The following is a 15,937-nucleotide window of genomic DNA, read 5'->3' as shown; positions in this document are numbered from 1 at the left end:
GGCTCCAGCCTGCGTGCCCACGCCGATGCCCGCGCCCGCCGAGAAGGAGCACAACGATGACCACTGTCACCGCGACCGAAACGCGCCGATCGGCGCCGATCGGAATTCCCGAAGTGAGCAACCGCGTTCCGCTGGTCCAGGCGGCTGCGAACTCGTTCACCATGGCCTACCGCGGCCTGCTGAAGATCAAGCACAAACCCGAGCAGCTGTTCGACGTGACGATTCAGCCGATCCTGTTCACCGCTCTGTTCGCCTACATCTTCGGTGGCGCCATCGGCGGCAGCGTGCACGACTACCTGCCGGTCCTGATCCCCGGCATTCTGGTGCAGACCGTGGTGCTGACCTCGGTCGTCACCGGCACCCAGTTGCGCGAGGACATGGACAAGGGCGTCTTCGACCGGTTCAAATCCCTGCCGATCGCCCGCATCTCGGCGCTGGCCGGTGCGCTGCTGGCGGATATGGTCCGCTACGCCCTGGCCACCGTGCTCACCATCGTCGTCGGCATCGCCATCGGTTACCGCCCGGCGGGCGGTGTGCTCGGGGTCGTCGCGGCGGGTCTGGTCATCGTCTTCTGCTCGTTCGCGATCAGCTGGATCTGGGCGCTGGTCGGGGTCACCGGCAAGAGCGCGGCGGGTGTGCAGGGCATCTCGATGATGATCATGTTTCCGCTGACCTTCATGTCCGGCGCCTTCGCCCTGGTGAGCACGATGCCGGGCTGGATGCAGGGCCTCAATCACGTGAACCCGGTGTATTACATGGTCAACACGTGCCGCGGGTTGATGAACGGCGCCGCGTTCGGCAGCGATCTGGCGTGGTCGCTGATCGGCTCGCTGGTCGTCATCGCGATCTTCGCCCCGCTGACCGTCAAGGCGTACATGCGGCGGGCCTGACCCGTCACCGAACAAGAGCGGGCCGGGTGACCATCGCCACCCGGCCCGTTCACGCTGTCCTCCGCACGACCGAAACGAAATGGTTGGACGTCAGGCGATGCCGAGGCTTCGAAGCATGCCCATGATGCGGTCCGCGGACTCGTTCCGGCGCAGATGGCCGAGGCGGCGGCGGGCTTCGTCGACGCGCGCCGCGCCGAGCTTCGCGATCGCCGCGTCCAGATGCGGTTGCCACCGCATCGAGGGGTAGTCCTGTCGGCAGAAGACGTTCGGAGCCAGCATCAGCAAGTCGAGCCCCACGGTCACCTCATGGTCGACGGCAATGAGGTAGGACCCGATCGCGCACGCCACGCCGCCGATCTGCGGCAGGTCTCGGTACCTGGCCATCGTCGGCACGGCGAGCTCGATGAGGTTTGCGGGCAGATCCCGGCCCGGGTCGGCGCCGTGGATCACGTGCGCGGCGAGCGCCGACGCGGCCAGCATCAGAGCGCCCGGCCCGGGACCGAGGGCGTTGTTCGGCCAGCCGAACAGTTCGAGCGCACGCTGGTAGCGAGCGAAACCGTCCGCGAGGTCACCCCTCGCCAAAGCCATTTCGGCCGAACTGTGCATCACGGCGGACCGCAGCTGGTTCTGTCCGAGATCCGAGCTGTCGATGTCCGGCGTGACCGACGCGAGGTCGAGTTCCCGTTCGGCCTGCTCCAGCTCGCCGACCCCGACCAGCGCGGCCACCAGCAGGCTGCGGATTTCCACGGTGTCCTCGTAGGCGCCGAGCCGCTGCAGCATGTCGAGCGCGCGGCGGTAATAGGTCACCGACTTGTCGTATTGGGCGAGTTGTCCACAGACCTGTCCGAGGTGTCTGCACACCATGGCGGTGCTCCAGACGTGCTCGTGTCCGAGGAGCTCCAGCGCCTTGACCGCGTCGACGGTGGACCCGCGCACGTCACCGAGGTTCTCCCGGATGTTGGCCCGTAACAGCAGCGCGCCGGCACTGGTCTCCAGGTCGGCCGAGCGCGTCGCCTCGGCCAGCAGCCGGCCGAGCCCGCGACCGTCCGGGCGGATGAGCACGACCTGGGCGACGAACCGGCTGCTCTCCGCGAGATCCGGACAGTGACGTAGCAGACGGCGCACCCGCAGGCGCAGCTCGGCGAGCTTTCTCGCACCGCCGTTCGTATACGCCAGATGCAGATACGCCATCTGGTAGGTGGCGAGCACGAGATCCGGGCGCACGCCGTCCGGGCCGAAGTCGACCGTCTCCAATTCGATGACGCGCTCGGCCCACGCGATGACTTCCAAGTGCGAGCCGCGGACCACCCACAGCGTGCCGACGACGGGAAAGATCGTGTATGCCGTTGCGGCGTCCCGGCGTTCGATCGCGCAGCGCAGCGCGGCGAGCACATTGTCCAGCTCGGCCGCCACGGAGAGCGCGAGATGGACCTGATCGCCGGTCATATACCGGCTCGCGGTGTCATCGGCGTAGTGCTTGGCCCACCGCATCATTCGGCTGTCGACGGCTTCGGATTCACCCACCGTGGCCACCAACTGCTCGTCACCGAACTCCCGCACCGTCTCGAGCATCCGGTAGCGGGTGCCGAGCACCTCGTCGTCCAGCACGGTGAGCAGCGACTGGTTGACCAGTCCGTCGACGGCGGCGGCGACATCGGTCACGTCGGTTCCGCCCGCGACCGCCTCGGCGGCCGCCAGCGTGAAGCCGGCGGGAAATCGGCACATCCGGCGCAGCGTCGCCTGCTGCTCGGAGTCCAGCAGATTCCAGCTCCAGTCGATCACGGCGTGCAAGGTGCGGTGCCGCTCGGGCGAACTGCGATCGCCGTGGCGCAGCAGAGCGAACCGATCGGCCAGTCGCTCGTTGATCTCCTCGACGCTCATCGTCCGGACTCGCGCGGCGGCCAGCTCGATGGCCAGCGGCAGGCCATCGAGCGTGTGGCACAGCTGAGCGACGAGGTCCGGATCCAGCCGGACGCCGGGCCGCACCGCCCTCGCACGCGCGGCGAACAGCTCGGTAGCGGGCGAGCCCGCCGGATCGACGGTCAGCGGCGGCAAGGGATACACGATCTCGGCGGTGGTCGTCAGCGGCGAGCGGCTCGTGGTCAGCACGGTCAGCCGGGGTGCGACGCCGATCAGATCCGCGACCACCACGGCGACGGCGTCGATCAGATGCTCGCAATTGTCCAGGATCAGCAGCATGGAGCGCGCCGACACCGCGTCGTGCAGCCGCCTGCGCAGATCGACGCTCCGACCCCAGCGCAAGGTGGCCGAGTCGAAGGTGACCTCGCTGAGCCCGAGCACAGCGGCGATCGCCGCCTCGACCTCGACCCTGGCGTCGTCGCCTTCGGCGCGCACCGAGGCCAGCTCGACCAGCGCCACCGGACCGGTGGCCGCCATCTGCCACCCGATCTCGTTGGCGACCCTGGTCTTGCCCGCGCCGCCGGGACCGAGCACGGTCACCACCCGGGCATCGCGGAGCAGCTCGGTCAGTGCGGTGATGTCGGCGGCCCGGCCGAGCAGGGCGTTGGGCGCGGCGCGCAGGCCGATCGCGGCGAGGTGCGGGGTCGGCGCAGGGGCGTCGGCCGGGGGCGTCGTCTCGACCGCGCTTCGGCGAGTGCCGTCATCGGTCGCGGCGCTACCCGAACGCGGTAGCCCGGCGCGTCCGACCAGCTCTCCACGCAAGATCGCCGTATGGGTCCCGGCCAGCGCGGGCCCCGGATCGGTTCCGAGCTCCTCGGCCAGTCTGGAGCGGAAGGCGGCGAACGATTCCACCGCCTCGTTGGGTCGCCCCGCCGCCGCCAACAGGCGCATCAGGGTCTGCTGCGCGGGCTCGTCCAGCGGTTCGGCGGCGGCCCGCAGCCGAGCGAGGCCCAACGCTCCGTCGATGTCCCCGCCGTCCTCACGTGCGGCGAGTTCGATCTGGTCCAGTTCCGCCAGGCGCCGCCCGGCCGCGGCCCGCAGCTCGTCGGCGAGCTCGCCCGGCGGCAGATCGGCGCCGGGATCCCCGCGCCACAGCGCCCGCGCCCGCGCGATCTCCGCCAGGCATCCTGGAAGGTCGCCCGCGGCGTACAGCCCACGCGCCCGCGCGGCGCGCTCGCCCGCCGAGGACAAGTCGACGTGGTCGGCGCCGAGGGTCAACCGGTAGCCGGCCGGACCGATTTCCAGGGCACCGTCCGGCAACGCCGACCGCAGCCGGGAGACCTGGGTATGCAGCGCGTTCATCGGCGAGCGCGGCGGCTGTTCGCCCCAGACCTCCTCGATCAGGGCCTGCGCGCCGCGACTGCGGCCGGGGCGCAGGGCCAGCGCGGTGAGCAGGAGCCGGGAGCGCGCACCGGGCAGCGGTGTCAGCAGGCCGTCACGGCGCAGCGCGACCTCGCCCAGCAAGGCCACCACGACCGATTCGCCTGCGGGCGTCGTCACTGCTCGACTGTGGCCGTGCGGGCCGCTGTGCTCCGGAAACATCCCGCGGTCATCGTAGGCGAGCAGGCCGGAGAAGCTCGACACGAATTCTTTGCCGCGACTGCGAGCGGTCGGTCGCATAGTGTGACCCCCATGGCTGAGTTCGAGGTGGTCCGATCGGCCGTGATCACGGCCGCCCCCGCGCGTGTGCACGGGCTGATCAACGATTTCCACAAGTGGGTCGAGTGGTCGCCGTGGGAGGACCTCGACCCGAAGCTGCAGCGCAGCTATTCCGGTGCCGAATCCGGGGTCGGCGCGCGCTACGCCTGGAGCGGCAACCGCAAGGCCGGAGCGGGCAGCATGGAGATCATCCGCAGCGCGGAACAAGAGATCGCCGTGCGCCTGGAGTTCCTGAAGCCCATGAAGGCCACCAACATGGTGACCTTCATCCTGGATCCGGTCGAGACCGGCACCGAAGTGACCTGGCGGATGACCGGCAGGCAGACCGGGCTGATGGCGGTCATCGGCAAGATCATCCCGATGGACAAGTTCGTCGGCCGGGATTTCGAGAAGGGACTCGCGCGGATGCAGGAGGCGGTGATGGCCGAAACGGCCTGATCGCCGTGCGCGGGCTGAGGACGGACTACGTCCGGCTGTGCCAACTATGCGTACCTCCGCCTTCGCTGCGGCCGTGCGCGGGCTGAGGGCGGACTACGTCCGGCTGTGCCAACTATGCTGCGAGCATGGCTACTGCAGCGCAATGGATCGAGGGCGCGCGACCACGTACCCTGCCGAACGCGATCGCCCCGGTGCTCGCCGGGACCGGTGCCGCCGCGGCGGTCGACGGTGCGGTGTGGTGGAAAGCGATTCTCGCGCTGGTCGTTTCGCTGGCGCTGATCGTCGGCGTGAACTACGCCAACGACTACTCCGACGGCATCCGCGGCACCGACGACGTCCGCGTCGGTCCGTTGCGCCTGGTCGGGCAGAAGCTGGCCTCGCCCACCGCGGTGAGAACCGCCGCGATCGGCAGTTTGGTCGTCGGCGCGGTCTTCGGATTGGTGCTGGTATTCACCAGCGCCTGGTGGCTGCTGCTCGTCGGCGCGGCCTGCCTGGTCGGCGCCTGGTACTACACCGGCGGCAGCAAGCCGTACGGGTACAGCGGATTCGGCGAAGTGGCGGTGTTCGTCTTCTTCGGCCTGATCGCCGTGCTCGGCACCCAGTTCGTGCAGGCGGGCCGGATCGACTGGGTCGGTGCGGTGCTCGCGATCGCCGTGGGCGCGTTCTCCAGCGCCGTGCTCGTCGCGAACAACCTGCGCGACATCCCCACCGACAGCGGCTCCGGAAAAGTCACGCTGGCGGTGAAACTCGGTGACCCACGCACTCGCACGCTGCACCTCGCCCTGCTCACCGTGCCGTTCCTCGCGACGTTGGCGCTGGTCGCCCGCACGCCGTGGGCACTGGCCGGGCTGCTGGTGATACCGCTCGCCGTGCGCGCCAACGCGCCGGTGCGCGGCGGCAAGAGCGGCCTGGAACTGATTCCCGCACTGCGGGATTCCGGCCTGGCGCTGCTGGCCTGGTCGGCGGTCACCGCCCTGGCGGTCGGGCTGGGTTAGCCCGTCGCCGGGCCGGGCGGTGGCGGAGCGCGCCGACCAGGCGCACCCGATGATCCGATGCGCGACCGAGCGTCGTACGTCCGCGTCGCTGCGGGTTAATCCTGGGCTAATCCTCGTCCGGAACGACGATGCCGAGCACCCAGTTCACGATCGAGACGATGATGCCGCCGAACACCGCGGCCCAGAAACCCTCGACGCGCAGGCCGTAATCGGTGAACGCCTCGGTGATCTCGGCGGTCAGCCACAGCATGAGCGCGTTGATCAGAAGCAGGAACAGGCCGAGCGTCACGATCACCAACGGCAGTGACAGCAATTTCACGATCGGCTTGACCAGGGCGTTCACCGCCGTGAACACCGCGGCCACCGCGAGCACCACACCGATCTTGGCGCCGTTGCCGCCTTCGGGAGCGAGAATGTCGATCTTGTCGACCCAGAAGGCGGCCAACCAGATGGCCACCGCGTTGATGATCAACCGAATCACGAGCTGCATGGCCCAATGCTAGGCCGCGGATGCGGGCGCGCGCCGCTGGAAAACCCGAACTCCCACAGCGCAAGTGCGCCTGCTCACGCCGCACGGTCGAGCAGGGCGTGCACCTTGGGCCGCAATTCGTGGATCGCGGCGGAACCGCCGAACAGGCGCACCGTCGTCTCGTTCGGGGCGCGCAGTATGCCGAGCAGCATGTGTCCCGACTCGATGGTCTTCTCCTTGCGGCTGAGCGCCTCGCGCAGAGCGAGCTCGAGCACTTTCTTCGCTTCCTTCGTGAACGGAATGTGCCCGTAGTAGCCACCGCGGCTCCAGAGGAACGGTCCGCGGCGCGGGTCCGGTGCGGCACGGTCGAGCGCGTCTTCGCCGAAATGCGTTTCCAGCGACTCCCGGACGGCGTCCAGATCGATGCCGATGGACTTCAAGGCCTCGGCGTCCTCGGGGCCGAGCGGCATCCCGCGGCCCTGTTCGGCCAGCGCGCGGCGCACACCATCGCGAGTGAGTCCCACTTCCGCGAGCAACGCGGTCAACTCCGGCTCGGCATGCGCGAGCACGCCGAGCAACACGTGCTCTACCTCGATATTCGACGCGTGGAGTGCGCGCGCGTCCTCCTGGGCGACGACGATCGCCGTGCGCGCAGATCTGCTGAACCGCTCGAACATCAGCGAATCCTGCCTTTCCGGTTGTACTTCTGGTGGACTGCCTGCCTGCTGACCTCGAGCGCCTCCGCGATCGCCTGCCACGACCAGCCCTGAGCACGGGCGTTGGCCACCTGGATCGCCTCGAGACGTTCGAGCAGCCTGCGTAGCGCGAGCACCGCGCGCAGCCCGACCTTCGGATCGGGGCTGCCCGCGGCCGCCGCGAGTGTGGTTGCTTCCGTCATGACGTCAATTTTGATTGACACCGGAGCGCGTTGTCAATCAAAATTGACAACGGAGCACGCGACAGAGCGCGGTTCCGCTCCAAGCGAACAATGAACCCCCGAGCCGGGGCACGAACCGATCAGGCGTCCCAGATTCCGGTCGCCACGAACTTCTCCAAGACCGCGGTGGGCTCCGCGAGTTCCATCCCCTGGGACGCCACCCAGGCATCGTCGAAATACGTTCCGGCGTAGCGATCTCCGCCGTCGCACAGCAGGGTGACGACGCTACCGCCGCGCCCGTCGGACAGCATCTCGGCGATCAAGGCGAAAACGCCCCACAGGTTGGTGCCGGTGGATCCGCCGACCCGGCGGCCGAGCCGCGCGCTCGCGAACCGCGCCGCCGCGATGGACGCCGCGTCGGGCACCTGGAACATGCGGTCCACCACTTGCCCGACGAACGAGGGCTCTACGCGTGGGCGGCCGATGCCTTCGATCCGGGAGGGCATACCGGTCTGGTAACCGGCGTCCCCGGTCTCGTAACCGCCGTAGAAGGCCGAGTTCTCCGGGTCCACCACGGCCAGCTTGGTCGCATGCCTGCGGTACCGGATGTAGCGGCCGATCGTGGCGCTGGTGCCGCCCGTGCCCGCGCCGACCACGATCCATTCCGGCACCGGATTGGTCTCCAACGCCAGCTGCTGGAAGATCGACTCGGCGATGTTGTTGTTGCCGCGCCAGTCGGTCGCGCGCTCGGCGTGGGTGAACTGGTCCATGTAGTGGCCGCCGCATTCGGCCGCCAGCCGCGCCGCCTCGGTGTACATGTCCGGCGGGTGCCGCACGAAATGGCAGCGACCACCCTGCGCCTCGATCAGCGCGATCTTCTGCGGAGAGGTGCTCGCGGGCATCACCGCGACGAAGTCCAGGCCGACCAGCTTCGCGAAATAGGCCTCGCTGACCGCCGTCGAACCGGAGGACGCCTCCACCACGGTTGTGCCCTCGGCGACCCAGCCGTTGCAGATGGCGTACAAGAACAGCGAGCGGGCCAGGCGGTGCTTGAGGCTGCCGGTGATGTGGGTGGACTCGTCCTTGAGATAGAGCTGGATGTTCCACTCGGCGGGCAGCGGGTAGCGCAGCAGGTGGGTGTCCGCGCTGCGCTGGGTGTCGGCGTCGATCAGCCGCACCGCGTTGTCGGCCCAGTCGCGCGGCGCGGTGTGATCGCAGGACCTCACGAAGACGGCCCCGACTCCGGCGGCGCGGGCGGCTCGTCGCCGCGCAACCGCGCCCGTAGCTCGGCCTTGTCGCGGCGCCTGCGCTCGTCGACCATGGCGATATCCTCGTTCACCTTGGCCCGCAGCCGCTTGAACAACACCAGCGACAGCGGCATCGCGATGATCAACGCGAACAGGGCCGCGACCACCCAGGGGATGTCCACCGACACCACCTGCGCGGCCAGCACGATCAGCGCGGTGAGCAGTACCACGAGACCCAACCTGGCGACGGTGTAGAGGGCCAGATTGCGGGCCAGACGACGGCCTGCGCCAGCCGTTTGCTGTCCGGAAGCACCTTTTGGTGGAGTTGCGTCACGCACATCCCTCAGCCTATGCGAAGCTGTTGCCCGCCCCCGGTGCACGCCCAAACAGCCGGGGGTGGGGCGCGCATCCGTTTTGTCTATTACCTCCCCTTTACCAACTGTAGGTGGTTCGAGTACCTAGGGGTTTCAGTGCGACGATGGCGCCATCTGATGAGGGAACTGTCGAGAACGGAGAGGTTTGCTATGACTGCGATCACCGTCGGCGGCCAGGACACCCTGCTGACTCCGGGCCAGGTTGCTGCCCTGTTCCACGTCGACCCCAAGACCGTGACGCGCTGGGCCCACGCCGGGCGCCTCGGGTCGCTGCGCACACCGGGCGGACACCGCCGGTTCCGCGAATCGGAAGTACTCCAGCTGCTCAAGTCGCTGACCACCGAGGCGACCGCGGCACGCTGATCGCAGGGCGCGCGGACCTGTCGTGCTCGGGTCCGCGCTCGCCCGCAGACCATTTTCGCGTCTGCGGTGTGCTGGAGTCTCGTCCGCGGCTACCCTCGTAACCAGGAGGTGAGCGACGTGACGTACCTGTTGGCACTCATCGCGGTGGTGGCAATAGCGGTGTTGTGCTGGAAGGCGTTCGGCCCCGAGCGGACTGGACCCCATGCTCCGCACACGCGTTCACCACAGCGCAAGCGCGCCATCGGCCCCGACGACGACCCGGAGTTTCTCTGGCGACTATCTCGTCAGCACCGTGACGGCGAGTCCGGTTCCGCCGAGCGCTGATCTTCGCATCACCCGCGCGATAGCACGCGTCCAGCGATATCCGGCGTTCGCGCGTTCTCGTCACCGTGCCGTGGCGCCGTCCGGCGGGGCCGAAACTCGCCCCGGCGAGCGCCACGGCGATCACCACCCGGTCCGGGTGCGGCAGGCGCGCTGCGGTGCGCCTGCCGCACCCGATCCGCGGCATCTATCAGGGTTCGCCGTTGACGACCGCCATCAGCGCGTCCGTGAACGGCTGCCCGCCTTGAATGGCTCCGCCCGCGATCGCACCGACCACCAGGCCGATCGGGCCGGTGATGATGCTGAAGAAGCCCAGGCCGAGCAGCGCCCCGAGCAGTCCGCCGAGCAGCGCGCCGCCGACCACGCCGACCACGTTCTGATTCAGTTCGGCGATGAGCCGGTTCATCGAGCTGATCGGCTGCATCTCACCGATCTCCTTGGCGCCTGCCACCGGGGTGAGCGCGAGACGCCGTCCCCCGTCGCTGATTTCCTGCGCGACCGACAGTTTGCTGCCGGAAACCCGGAAGCTCAGCGGCACTTCGGCCACCACGGCTCCGGTATCGGAGGTCAGCTTGATCTTGGTGCCGTCGTCGGCCACCGCGAAGGTGCCGTGCTCGACGGTGGTGGTGATCGCTCCGGTCTCGCGCGAGACCGTGGTGTGGTAGTCGACCCCCTGCTCGACACCGGTTGTCGTGATCGCACGCTCCGGTTCGACGGGTTTCGCGTTCGCGGCCCCCGCAGTGATGCCCACTGCGGCAACCGCACCGAGCGTTATGACGGCAATAGTGCCGAACTTCATTGTGGAATTCCTTCTCACCGAGACGCCCGGCTCCGGAAGCCGGATGGCGTGTGACTGTACAGCGCCCGTGACTTGTTTCCAGATTCGGCGACCGGCACACATGATCGTGAAGTTCGTTATCCGATCGTGATCAGTCCTGGCCTGGACACCGGCACGCAAGTGAATTCCCAGCGCGGATCGCTACCCGCGGGAAGGAAAACTCGACGCGGACGTGCCGCGTAGTGTAAGCATGGCGTGGTCTTCAATCCGCAAGATTCACAACTTCGGGTCGCTAGGTGGGTTCGAAGGGTTCACAGCTCTGGAGGACGTACGTGTCGCGCCAACGTGTCCGCGCCGGTATCACCCTGGCCGCCTTCATGATCGGGACCGGACTGGCGGCCACCATCGTGGTCGTCGCCGCGCTGTCGCTGTCCGGCCCCGCCGACGAGCCGACGAAGGCCGCCGCTCAGAACGCTGCCGCGGCAACCACCTCGGCTCCCCCGCCGACTACCGAGGAGCCGCTGCCGACCACCACCGAAGCGCTGCCGACCACGTCGGCGATGCGCGGCGCATCGAACAAGAACGCCACCAGCATGCAGGTGAACATCGGCGACTGCGTGCAGTTCGGCGGCGCCGGCGCGATCGACAAAACCGCTTGTGGCAGCCCGAACTCCGTCTACAAGGTCATCGAGAAGGCACGGGCCAACGCCACGTGTCCGACCGACGCCGACCACACCTACGACGAAACCCTGCACGGGGCGACGCAGGCCGCGCTGTGCCTGGACATCGACTGGGTCGTCGGCGGCTGTATGGAACTGACCCCCGGCAACCCCAAGCGACTCGACTGCGCCGCCCGCACTCCGGGCGCGGTTCGCGTGATCGACATCAAGCAGCACACCGTCGACGTCAACGCCTGCGGCTCGGCCGACAGCGGAATCGTCTACCGACAGCGGCATTTCGTCGTCTGCGTGGCCCGCCTGTAGGCAGCCCTGCGCGTCCGCTGTACGGACTGCCGTCCCACAAGGGGGCCGCGCCTCGCAGCCGATTAACAGACATGCGAAGTCTTGTGTCTCCGCAGGACCAGACTCGAAATTATTCGTCCCGCCGCTGGATAATTCACTCGGCGCGGGCTCCCGCGTTACGCGAATCGGGAACCGAAGGCATCGCACACTATTCGGGCTGCACAGTCTGAAACATCCGCATTCAATTATTTGGCGCAATCGCACGAATAAAGACCCTACTTTTCCGCGAAATGCTCCATGCGCTCATCGAGCCGTAGCGTCAAGTGACAGACCCATGACCAAAGGCCGTGCTGGTTCGTGGCGTCATGCCGACACGGCCTGACGGGAATCGGAAGCTCCCTAACCTCGGGCCATGAGCACAGAGCTCGGGGAACGCTTGCGATCTCTTCTGCGATTGGAGTACTGAGACTTCGACTCTCGATGGCACTTTCGTCAGTATTCGAGTTCGGTCCATGGGATTGCGATCGGGAACGGGCGGGCGAACTCGATACCGTCCCGGTTCTGGGGAGTCCATTCGGCCGCGAGGATGTAGTTGGCGGCACGGAGCGGATGCACTCCGTCCGGGAGTTTCGCATGGCCGATGTCGAGACCGTATGCGCGAACGGTGGCGATCGCGCTGACCTCACGGGCCAACGTCACTTCCCAGTACCAAGGAATGCCAGCGCTGGCGTACCGACTTTTCTTGGCCTCGATGTCCGTCTGCGTGTTGGACGGGGACAAGACTTCGCCGACCAGAAGAACATCGCCTCCCCGTACGTCCTGATAGGGCGATTCGAGACAGCGGTGAACAAGGAAGTCCGGCGTCAGGAAGTTGGACTTGCCGGTGCGTCCCAGGAAGACGTTGGTTTCGAAGTTGACACGCCAGCAGTGTTCCGGCCGGTCCGACATCGACTTTCGCGCACAGCGCTCGAGGGAGTTGGTCAGCCGACGGGTGAAGACCTGGTGTTCGCCGGGCCCGCGTCGTACCCAGACCACGCGACCGTCCCACAACTCGACCTGCTCCGCGATCTCCTCGGGAAGTCGCTCCAACTCCTCCCAAGTCATGAACTCTGGGAGGTCCGGCCGTTCGGCATGCGGCACCGACATGCCGCCATGGTAACGGCCGCTGCGGGCGGTCAGGACGCCTTAGTTCAACCCAGCATACGAATGCAACCCGCTGATCACCATGTTGATGATGAACAGATTGAACAGCATCGCGACGAAGGCGGCGATGTTGATCCAGGCGGCCTTGGTGTCGCGCCAGCCGGAGGTGGCACGGGCGTGGAGGTAGGCGGCGTAGAGGACCCAGGCGATGAAGGAGCAGGTTTCCTTCGGGTCCCAGCCCCAGAAGCGGCCCCAGGCGGCTTCGGCCCAGATGGCGCCGAGGATGACGCCCGCGCCGAACAGCGGGAAGCCGATGATGGTGGCCTTGTAGGCGAGCCGGTCGAGGGTGCGGGCGTCGGGCAGGCGGCGGGCGATGGCGCCGAGGACGTTGGCCGACTCCTGGCCGTCCGGCTGACGCAGGCGGTAGAGGAAGAGCATGCTCGCCACGCCCGCGAACAGGAACACGCCGCTGCCCACGCTGACGATGGTGACGTGCACCGGCAGCCAGAACGACTTCAAGGCGGGCACCACGGGCGCGGCGTCGGCGTAGAGCACCGTGCCGGCGAGGAACAGCAGAATCAGCACCGGCACCAGCAGGAACACCCACATGGCGCGGTAGCGCTGCTCGCGCAGGAGGGCGATCCCGACCAAGACCGCGGCCGCCGTCGCCATGGTCACGAACTCGTACATGTTGCCGAGCGGGAAGCGGTGGGTCGCGAAACCGCGCAGCACGATCGCGCCCACGTGCAGCGCGATGGCCACCATGAGCACCGAGAACGCCATGTTGCCCAGCCGCTCCGACAGCGGCCGCCCGGCGGGCTCGGCGACCCGTCCCGGTCCCTGCGGTGTCGATCCGCCGCCCACCGTCACCAGCTCGCGCTCGGACACCTCGCGGCTGCGCGCCGTCGCGTACTGCCAGATCAGCAGCACCAGCACCAGCGCGTACACCACGATCGCCGTCTTGAAGGCGAAATCGCTGTACCTGGCGAGGGTCTCGTCGATCGGCATCGTCACTCTCCCGTGGTCTCGGCGTGCTCTTCGAGCAGGCGCGTGCGCAGCCGGTCGAACTCGCCGCCCCAACCCGCCTGATCGGTCCTGGCGAGCCCGCCCATCTCTACTACAGTGCGTCGTTGATCCACGGTACCGGCTGCGTCCTCGACCGGGTAGGCCCGCACCCAGATCCGCCTGCGCTTGATCAGCAGCGAGACCAGCAGACCCGCCATCATCAGCAGTGCGCTCACCAGCACCCACTGCTGGGCGGGGTCGTGCGAGACCTGCAGGTTCACGAACTCGCGCGCGCCATCGAAGCTGACTTTGGTGCCGTTCGGCAGCGTCGTCGACTCGCCGGGGCGGAGATTGACCCTGGCCTCCTTCGTCAGCCTGCCCTGCTTGACCTGCTCGGGATCGAGAGCGAACAGCGACTGCGGCTTACCGGTGTCCAAACCGGTGTCGCCGCGATAGATGTCGACCGCGACAGCGGGATCATTCATCGCGGGGAAGGCCGAACTGAGCAACGATCCGTGGAACATCGCGGTGGGCGCGAACAGCCCTTCGATCGCGATCTGGTTCTTGCGGCGCTCCTCCTCGGTGGCGTACAACCCACCGGGCGGGTCGATCCGCAGCACGCCGCTGGACAGGAACGTCGAGGCGTCGTCGGGGCGCCACTGGATCGACTCGGTACGGGTCTGCCCATTGGGGAAGGTCACCGTGAAGGTCGGCGCGTAGCCGTGTCCTTGCAGGTAGAGCCGGTCACCGGCGACGCGGAGCGGATGGTTGACCTGCACCCGGGTGTCGCGCCAGGTGTTCGTCCGCAGGTCGTCGCCCGCCTGGTAGGAGAGGTCCGCGGTGAACATCTCCGCTTGCCCGTTGGTCAGGTAATCGGCCTGGAAATCCTTCACCCGCACGCACACCGGGGTCATGCCGGTGCCGTCGTTGACATTGCCCGCCTTGAACGAGTCGAACACCGCGGGCGAGGTGGTGCAGAAACCGGGGCCGTTGTCGGCCAGGACGATGACGCTGCCCTCGTAGCCGAACAGCTTGCCCGCCGCGATGGCGATCAGCAGCCCGACCAGCGCGAGATGAAAAACGAGGTTGCCGAGTTCGCGGGTGTAGCCCTTCTCCGCGGACAGCGCCAGTTCACCGTCACGGGGGCCGGGGCGGACTTCCGTGCGCCAGCCGCGCAGCTGGGCACGGGCATGGTCGATCACATCCTGGGGCGACCGATCGACCCGGCCCGCATAGTGGTGCGGGAGCCTGGTCAAATTGCGCGGCGCCCGCACCGGCGGTGTGCGCAGAGCGCGGTAGTGATCGAGCGTGCGCGGCAGGATGCAACCGACCAGTGAGATGAACAGCAGCACGTAGACGGCCGTGAACCAGAAACTGGAGAACACGTCGAACAGCTCGAGACGGTCCATCCACGGGCCCAGCGTGGGCCGGTCGGCGATGTACTGCTCGACCTTCTGCTCGTTGAGGTTCCGCTGCGGCAGCAGTGCACCGGGAATCGCGGCCAGGGCGAGCAGGAACAGCAGCACCAGGGCGGTGCGCATGCTGGTGAGCCCGCGCCAGGTGTTGCGCAGGAACGCCCAGGCCCGCCCGATCGCGGATTGGCGCGGCGGACGTTCGGGGCTTTCGATCGCGGGGTGGTCGGTCACGGTCATATCGGCAAGGTCACCTCGGAGACGAACGCGTCGCGCACCCAGGCGACGAACTGGTCCCACGCACCGGTGACCAGTGCGGCGCCGACCGCGACGAGCAACATGCCCCCGACGATCTGGATGGTGCGGGAATTACGGCGCAGCCAGCCGACCCCCCGCAACGCGCTCGCCGATCCGAACGCCAGCACCACGAACGGCAGACCAAGGCCGAGACAGTAGGCGATGATCAGCGCGACCCCACGTACCGCCGTCGTCCCATCGGTGCCAGCGGCCACTGCCATGACGCCCGACAGCGTCGGGCCGAGGCACGGCGTCCATCCCAGCGCGAACACCCCGCCCAGCAGCGGCGCGCCCATGATGCTGGTGAGCCTGCGCGGCTCCATCCGGGTGTCGCGCTGCAACGCGGGCACCAGGCCGATGAAGACCAGACCCATCAGGATCGTCACCACACCGCCGACGCGTTGCAGCAGCTCCCGATTCACGTTGAGGGTCTGGATGACGCCGAACACGGTCGCGGTGGCGAGCACGAAGACCACGGTGAAACCGGCGACGAACAATCCGGCCGCACCCGCCACCCGGATCCGTCCCGAGCGAGGCGGCCGCGCGACGGTCGCGACGCGACTGCCGGTGGCCTCCGCCACGGTGGCGGGCGGCGCCTCAGCGCCGACCAGTCCGGCCAGATAGGACAGGTATCCCGGCACGAGGGGCACCACGCACGGCGAGGCGAACGACACCAAACCCGCGAGCAGGCACGCGCCGAGCGCCAGCAGCAGCGGCCCGGAGGCCGCCGTCTGCTGGAACGAATCACCGACTCCGGCGAGCACCATCACAGGTCCTCCCCGGTACG

General features: G+C 68.0%; 17 protein-coding genes. 6 read left to right on the top strand and 11 right to left on the bottom strand.

Annotated elements, in window-relative coordinates; translation table 11 throughout:
* Positions 1 to 56 precede the first annotated feature (56 nt).
* Positions 57 to 890, top strand: a complete 834-nt coding sequence (locus ACT89H_RS17455; protein ID WP_445109672.1) for an ABC transporter permease — start codon at positions 57 to 59, stop codon at positions 888 to 890.
* 90 nt (positions 891 to 980) lie between these two features.
* On the opposite strand, the gene ACT89H_RS17450 is transcribed toward ACT89H_RS17455, so the two are convergent.
* Positions 981 to 4,310, bottom strand: coding sequence for an AfsR/SARP family transcriptional regulator (locus ACT89H_RS17450; protein ID WP_445109671.1), 3,330 nt, complete (start codon positions 4,308 to 4,310; stop codon positions 981 to 983).
* A 132-nt stretch (positions 4,311 to 4,442) separates the two neighbouring features.
* Between ACT89H_RS17450 and ACT89H_RS17445 the strand changes: the two genes are divergently transcribed.
* Both ACT89H_RS17445 and ACT89H_RS17440 read left to right on the top strand, forming a co-directional pair.
* A complete protein-coding gene (locus tag ACT89H_RS17445) occupies positions 4,443 to 4,907 on the top strand; it encodes an SRPBCC family protein (protein WP_445109670.1) in 465 nt (154 codons plus the stop codon).
* 125 nt (positions 4,908 to 5,032) lie between these two features.
* Complete coding sequence (locus tag ACT89H_RS17440) at positions 5,033 to 5,902, top strand: 1,4-dihydroxy-2-naphthoate polyprenyltransferase (RefSeq protein WP_445109669.1); 870 nt, start codon at positions 5,033 to 5,035, stop codon at positions 5,900 to 5,902.
* 106 nt (positions 5,903 to 6,008) lie between these two features.
* Here the strand turns inward: ACT89H_RS17440 and ACT89H_RS17435 are convergent, their stop codons facing one another.
* The 5 genes from ACT89H_RS17435 to ACT89H_RS17415 form a co-directional block, all read right to left on the bottom strand.
* Complete coding sequence (locus ACT89H_RS17435; protein WP_445109668.1) at positions 6,009 to 6,392, bottom strand: phage holin family protein; 384 nt, start codon at positions 6,390 to 6,392, stop codon at positions 6,009 to 6,011.
* Between the two features lie 74 nt (positions 6,393 to 6,466).
* Positions 6,467 to 7,048 carry a Clp protease N-terminal domain-containing protein gene (locus ACT89H_RS17430; protein ID WP_445109667.1) on the bottom strand — a complete coding sequence of 194 codons (582 nt, stop codon included), beginning with the start codon at positions 7,046 to 7,048 and terminating at the stop codon, positions 6,467 to 6,469.
* Positions 7,048 to 7,269: a helix-turn-helix domain-containing protein gene (locus ACT89H_RS17425; RefSeq protein WP_039802098.1), complete on the bottom strand. Its 222-nt coding sequence runs from the start codon at positions 7,267 to 7,269 to the stop codon at positions 7,048 to 7,050. Before ACT89H_RS17425 ends, ACT89H_RS17430 begins: the two co-directional genes overlap by 1 nt.
* 119 nt (positions 7,270 to 7,388) lie before the next feature.
* Positions 7,389 to 8,474: an L-cysteine desulfhydrase Cds1 gene (cds1, locus tag ACT89H_RS17420; RefSeq protein ID WP_445109666.1), complete on the bottom strand. Its 1,086-nt coding sequence runs from the start codon at positions 8,472 to 8,474 to the stop codon at positions 7,389 to 7,391.
* Entirely contained in the window at positions 8,471 to 8,833 is a 363-nt protein-coding gene (locus ACT89H_RS17415) for a DUF4229 domain-containing protein (RefSeq protein ID WP_445109665.1), read from the bottom strand. The genes cds1 and ACT89H_RS17415 overlap by 4 nt, the downstream gene beginning before the upstream one ends.
* A gap of 186 nt (positions 8,834 to 9,019) precedes the next feature.
* Here ACT89H_RS17415 and ACT89H_RS17410 point away from each other — a divergent pair, with 186 nt between their 5' ends.
* A complete protein-coding gene (locus ACT89H_RS17410) occupies positions 9,020 to 9,232 on the top strand; it encodes a BldC family transcriptional regulator (RefSeq protein ID WP_039802103.1) in 213 nt (70 codons plus the stop codon).
* A gap of 117 nt (positions 9,233 to 9,349) precedes the next feature.
* On the top strand, positions 9,350 to 9,556 hold the full coding sequence (locus tag ACT89H_RS17405; RefSeq protein ID WP_445109664.1) for a hypothetical protein: 207 nt from the start codon (positions 9,350 to 9,352) through the stop codon (positions 9,554 to 9,556).
* 187 nt (positions 9,557 to 9,743) lie between these two features.
* On the opposite strand, the gene ACT89H_RS17400 is transcribed toward ACT89H_RS17405, so the two are convergent.
* The gene (locus tag ACT89H_RS17400) at positions 9,744 to 10,352 is read right to left on the bottom strand and encodes a DUF8020 domain-containing protein (protein ID WP_445109663.1); all 609 of its coding nucleotides are present in this window, start codon (positions 10,350 to 10,352) and stop codon (positions 9,744 to 9,746) included.
* Positions 10,353 to 10,663: 311 nt separating this feature from the next.
* On the opposite strand from ACT89H_RS17400, the gene lppU reads away from it, so the two are divergent.
* Positions 10,664 to 11,314: an LppU family putative lipoprotein gene (gene lppU, locus ACT89H_RS17395; RefSeq protein WP_445109662.1), complete on the top strand. Its 651-nt coding sequence runs from the start codon at positions 10,664 to 10,666 to the stop codon at positions 11,312 to 11,314.
* 471 nt (positions 11,315 to 11,785) lie between these two features.
* Here lppU and ACT89H_RS17390 read toward each other — a convergent pair whose 3' ends face one another.
* From ACT89H_RS17390 to ACT89H_RS17375, 4 genes are read right to left on the bottom strand one after another with little or no spacing between them, the layout of a single operon-like run.
* On the bottom strand, positions 11,786 to 12,439 hold the full coding sequence (locus tag ACT89H_RS17390) for a Uma2 family endonuclease (protein ID WP_445109661.1): 654 nt from the start codon (positions 12,437 to 12,439) through the stop codon (positions 11,786 to 11,788).
* Between the two features lie 39 nt (positions 12,440 to 12,478).
* Complete coding sequence (gene ccsB, locus ACT89H_RS17385) at positions 12,479 to 13,444, bottom strand: c-type cytochrome biogenesis protein CcsB (RefSeq protein WP_445109660.1); 966 nt, start codon at positions 13,442 to 13,444, stop codon at positions 12,479 to 12,481.
* Positions 13,445 to 13,446: 2 nt separating this feature from the next.
* On the bottom strand, positions 13,447 to 15,093 hold the full coding sequence (gene resB / locus ACT89H_RS17380; protein ID WP_445109659.1) for a cytochrome c biogenesis protein ResB: 1,647 nt from the start codon (positions 15,091 to 15,093) through the stop codon (positions 13,447 to 13,449).
* On the bottom strand, positions 15,090 to 15,917 hold the full coding sequence (locus ACT89H_RS17375) for a cytochrome c biogenesis CcdA family protein (protein WP_445109658.1): 828 nt from the start codon (positions 15,915 to 15,917) through the stop codon (positions 15,090 to 15,092). Before ACT89H_RS17375 ends, resB begins: the two co-directional genes overlap by 4 nt.
* Positions 15,918 to 15,937: the final 20 nt, after the last annotated feature.

This window comes from Nocardia aegles (assembly GCF_052545135.1).
This window is presented reverse-complemented; position numbering and strand designations above follow the sequence as displayed.

What these genes read in the sequence shown, in the direction of transcription:
- ACT89H_RS17455 (WP_445109672.1), top strand. Translation starts at nt 57, where the DNA reads ATGACCACTGTCACCGCGACCGAAACGCGCCGATCGGCGCCGATCGGA.
- ACT89H_RS17445 (WP_445109670.1), top strand. Translation starts at nt 4,443, where the DNA reads ATGGCTGAGTTCGAGGTGGTCCGATCGGCCGTGATCACGGCCGCCCCC.
- ACT89H_RS17440 (WP_445109669.1), top strand. Translation starts at nt 5,033, where the DNA reads ATGGCTACTGCAGCGCAATGGATCGAGGGCGCGCGACCACGTACCCTG.
- ACT89H_RS17435 (WP_445109668.1), bottom strand. Translation starts at nt 6,392, where the DNA reads ATGCAGCTCGTGATTCGGTTGATCATCAACGCGGTGGCCATCTGGTTG.
- ACT89H_RS17430 (WP_445109667.1), bottom strand. Translation starts at nt 7,048, where the DNA reads ATGTTCGAGCGGTTCAGCAGATCTGCGCGCACGGCGATCGTCGTCGCC.
- ACT89H_RS17425 (WP_039802098.1), bottom strand. Translation starts at nt 7,269, where the DNA reads ATGACGGAAGCAACCACACTCGCGGCGGCCGCGGGCAGCCCCGATCCG.
- ACT89H_RS17410 (WP_039802103.1), top strand. Translation starts at nt 9,020, where the DNA reads ATGACTGCGATCACCGTCGGCGGCCAGGACACCCTGCTGACTCCGGGC.
- ACT89H_RS17400 (WP_445109663.1), bottom strand. Translation starts at nt 10,352, where the DNA reads ATGAAGTTCGGCACTATTGCCGTCATAACGCTCGGTGCGGTTGCCGCA.
- ACT89H_RS17390 (WP_445109661.1), bottom strand. Translation starts at nt 12,439, where the DNA reads ATGTCGGTGCCGCATGCCGAACGGCCGGACCTCCCAGAGTTCATGACT.
- ccsB (WP_445109660.1), bottom strand. Translation starts at nt 13,444, where the DNA reads ATGCCGATCGACGAGACCCTCGCCAGGTACAGCGATTTCGCCTTCAAG.
- resB (WP_445109659.1), bottom strand. Translation starts at nt 15,093, where the DNA reads ATGACCGTGACCGACCACCCCGCGATCGAAAGCCCCGAACGTCCGCCG.
- ACT89H_RS17375 (WP_445109658.1), bottom strand. Translation starts at nt 15,917, where the DNA reads ATGGTGCTCGCCGGAGTCGGTGATTCGTTCCAGCAGACGGCGGCCTCC.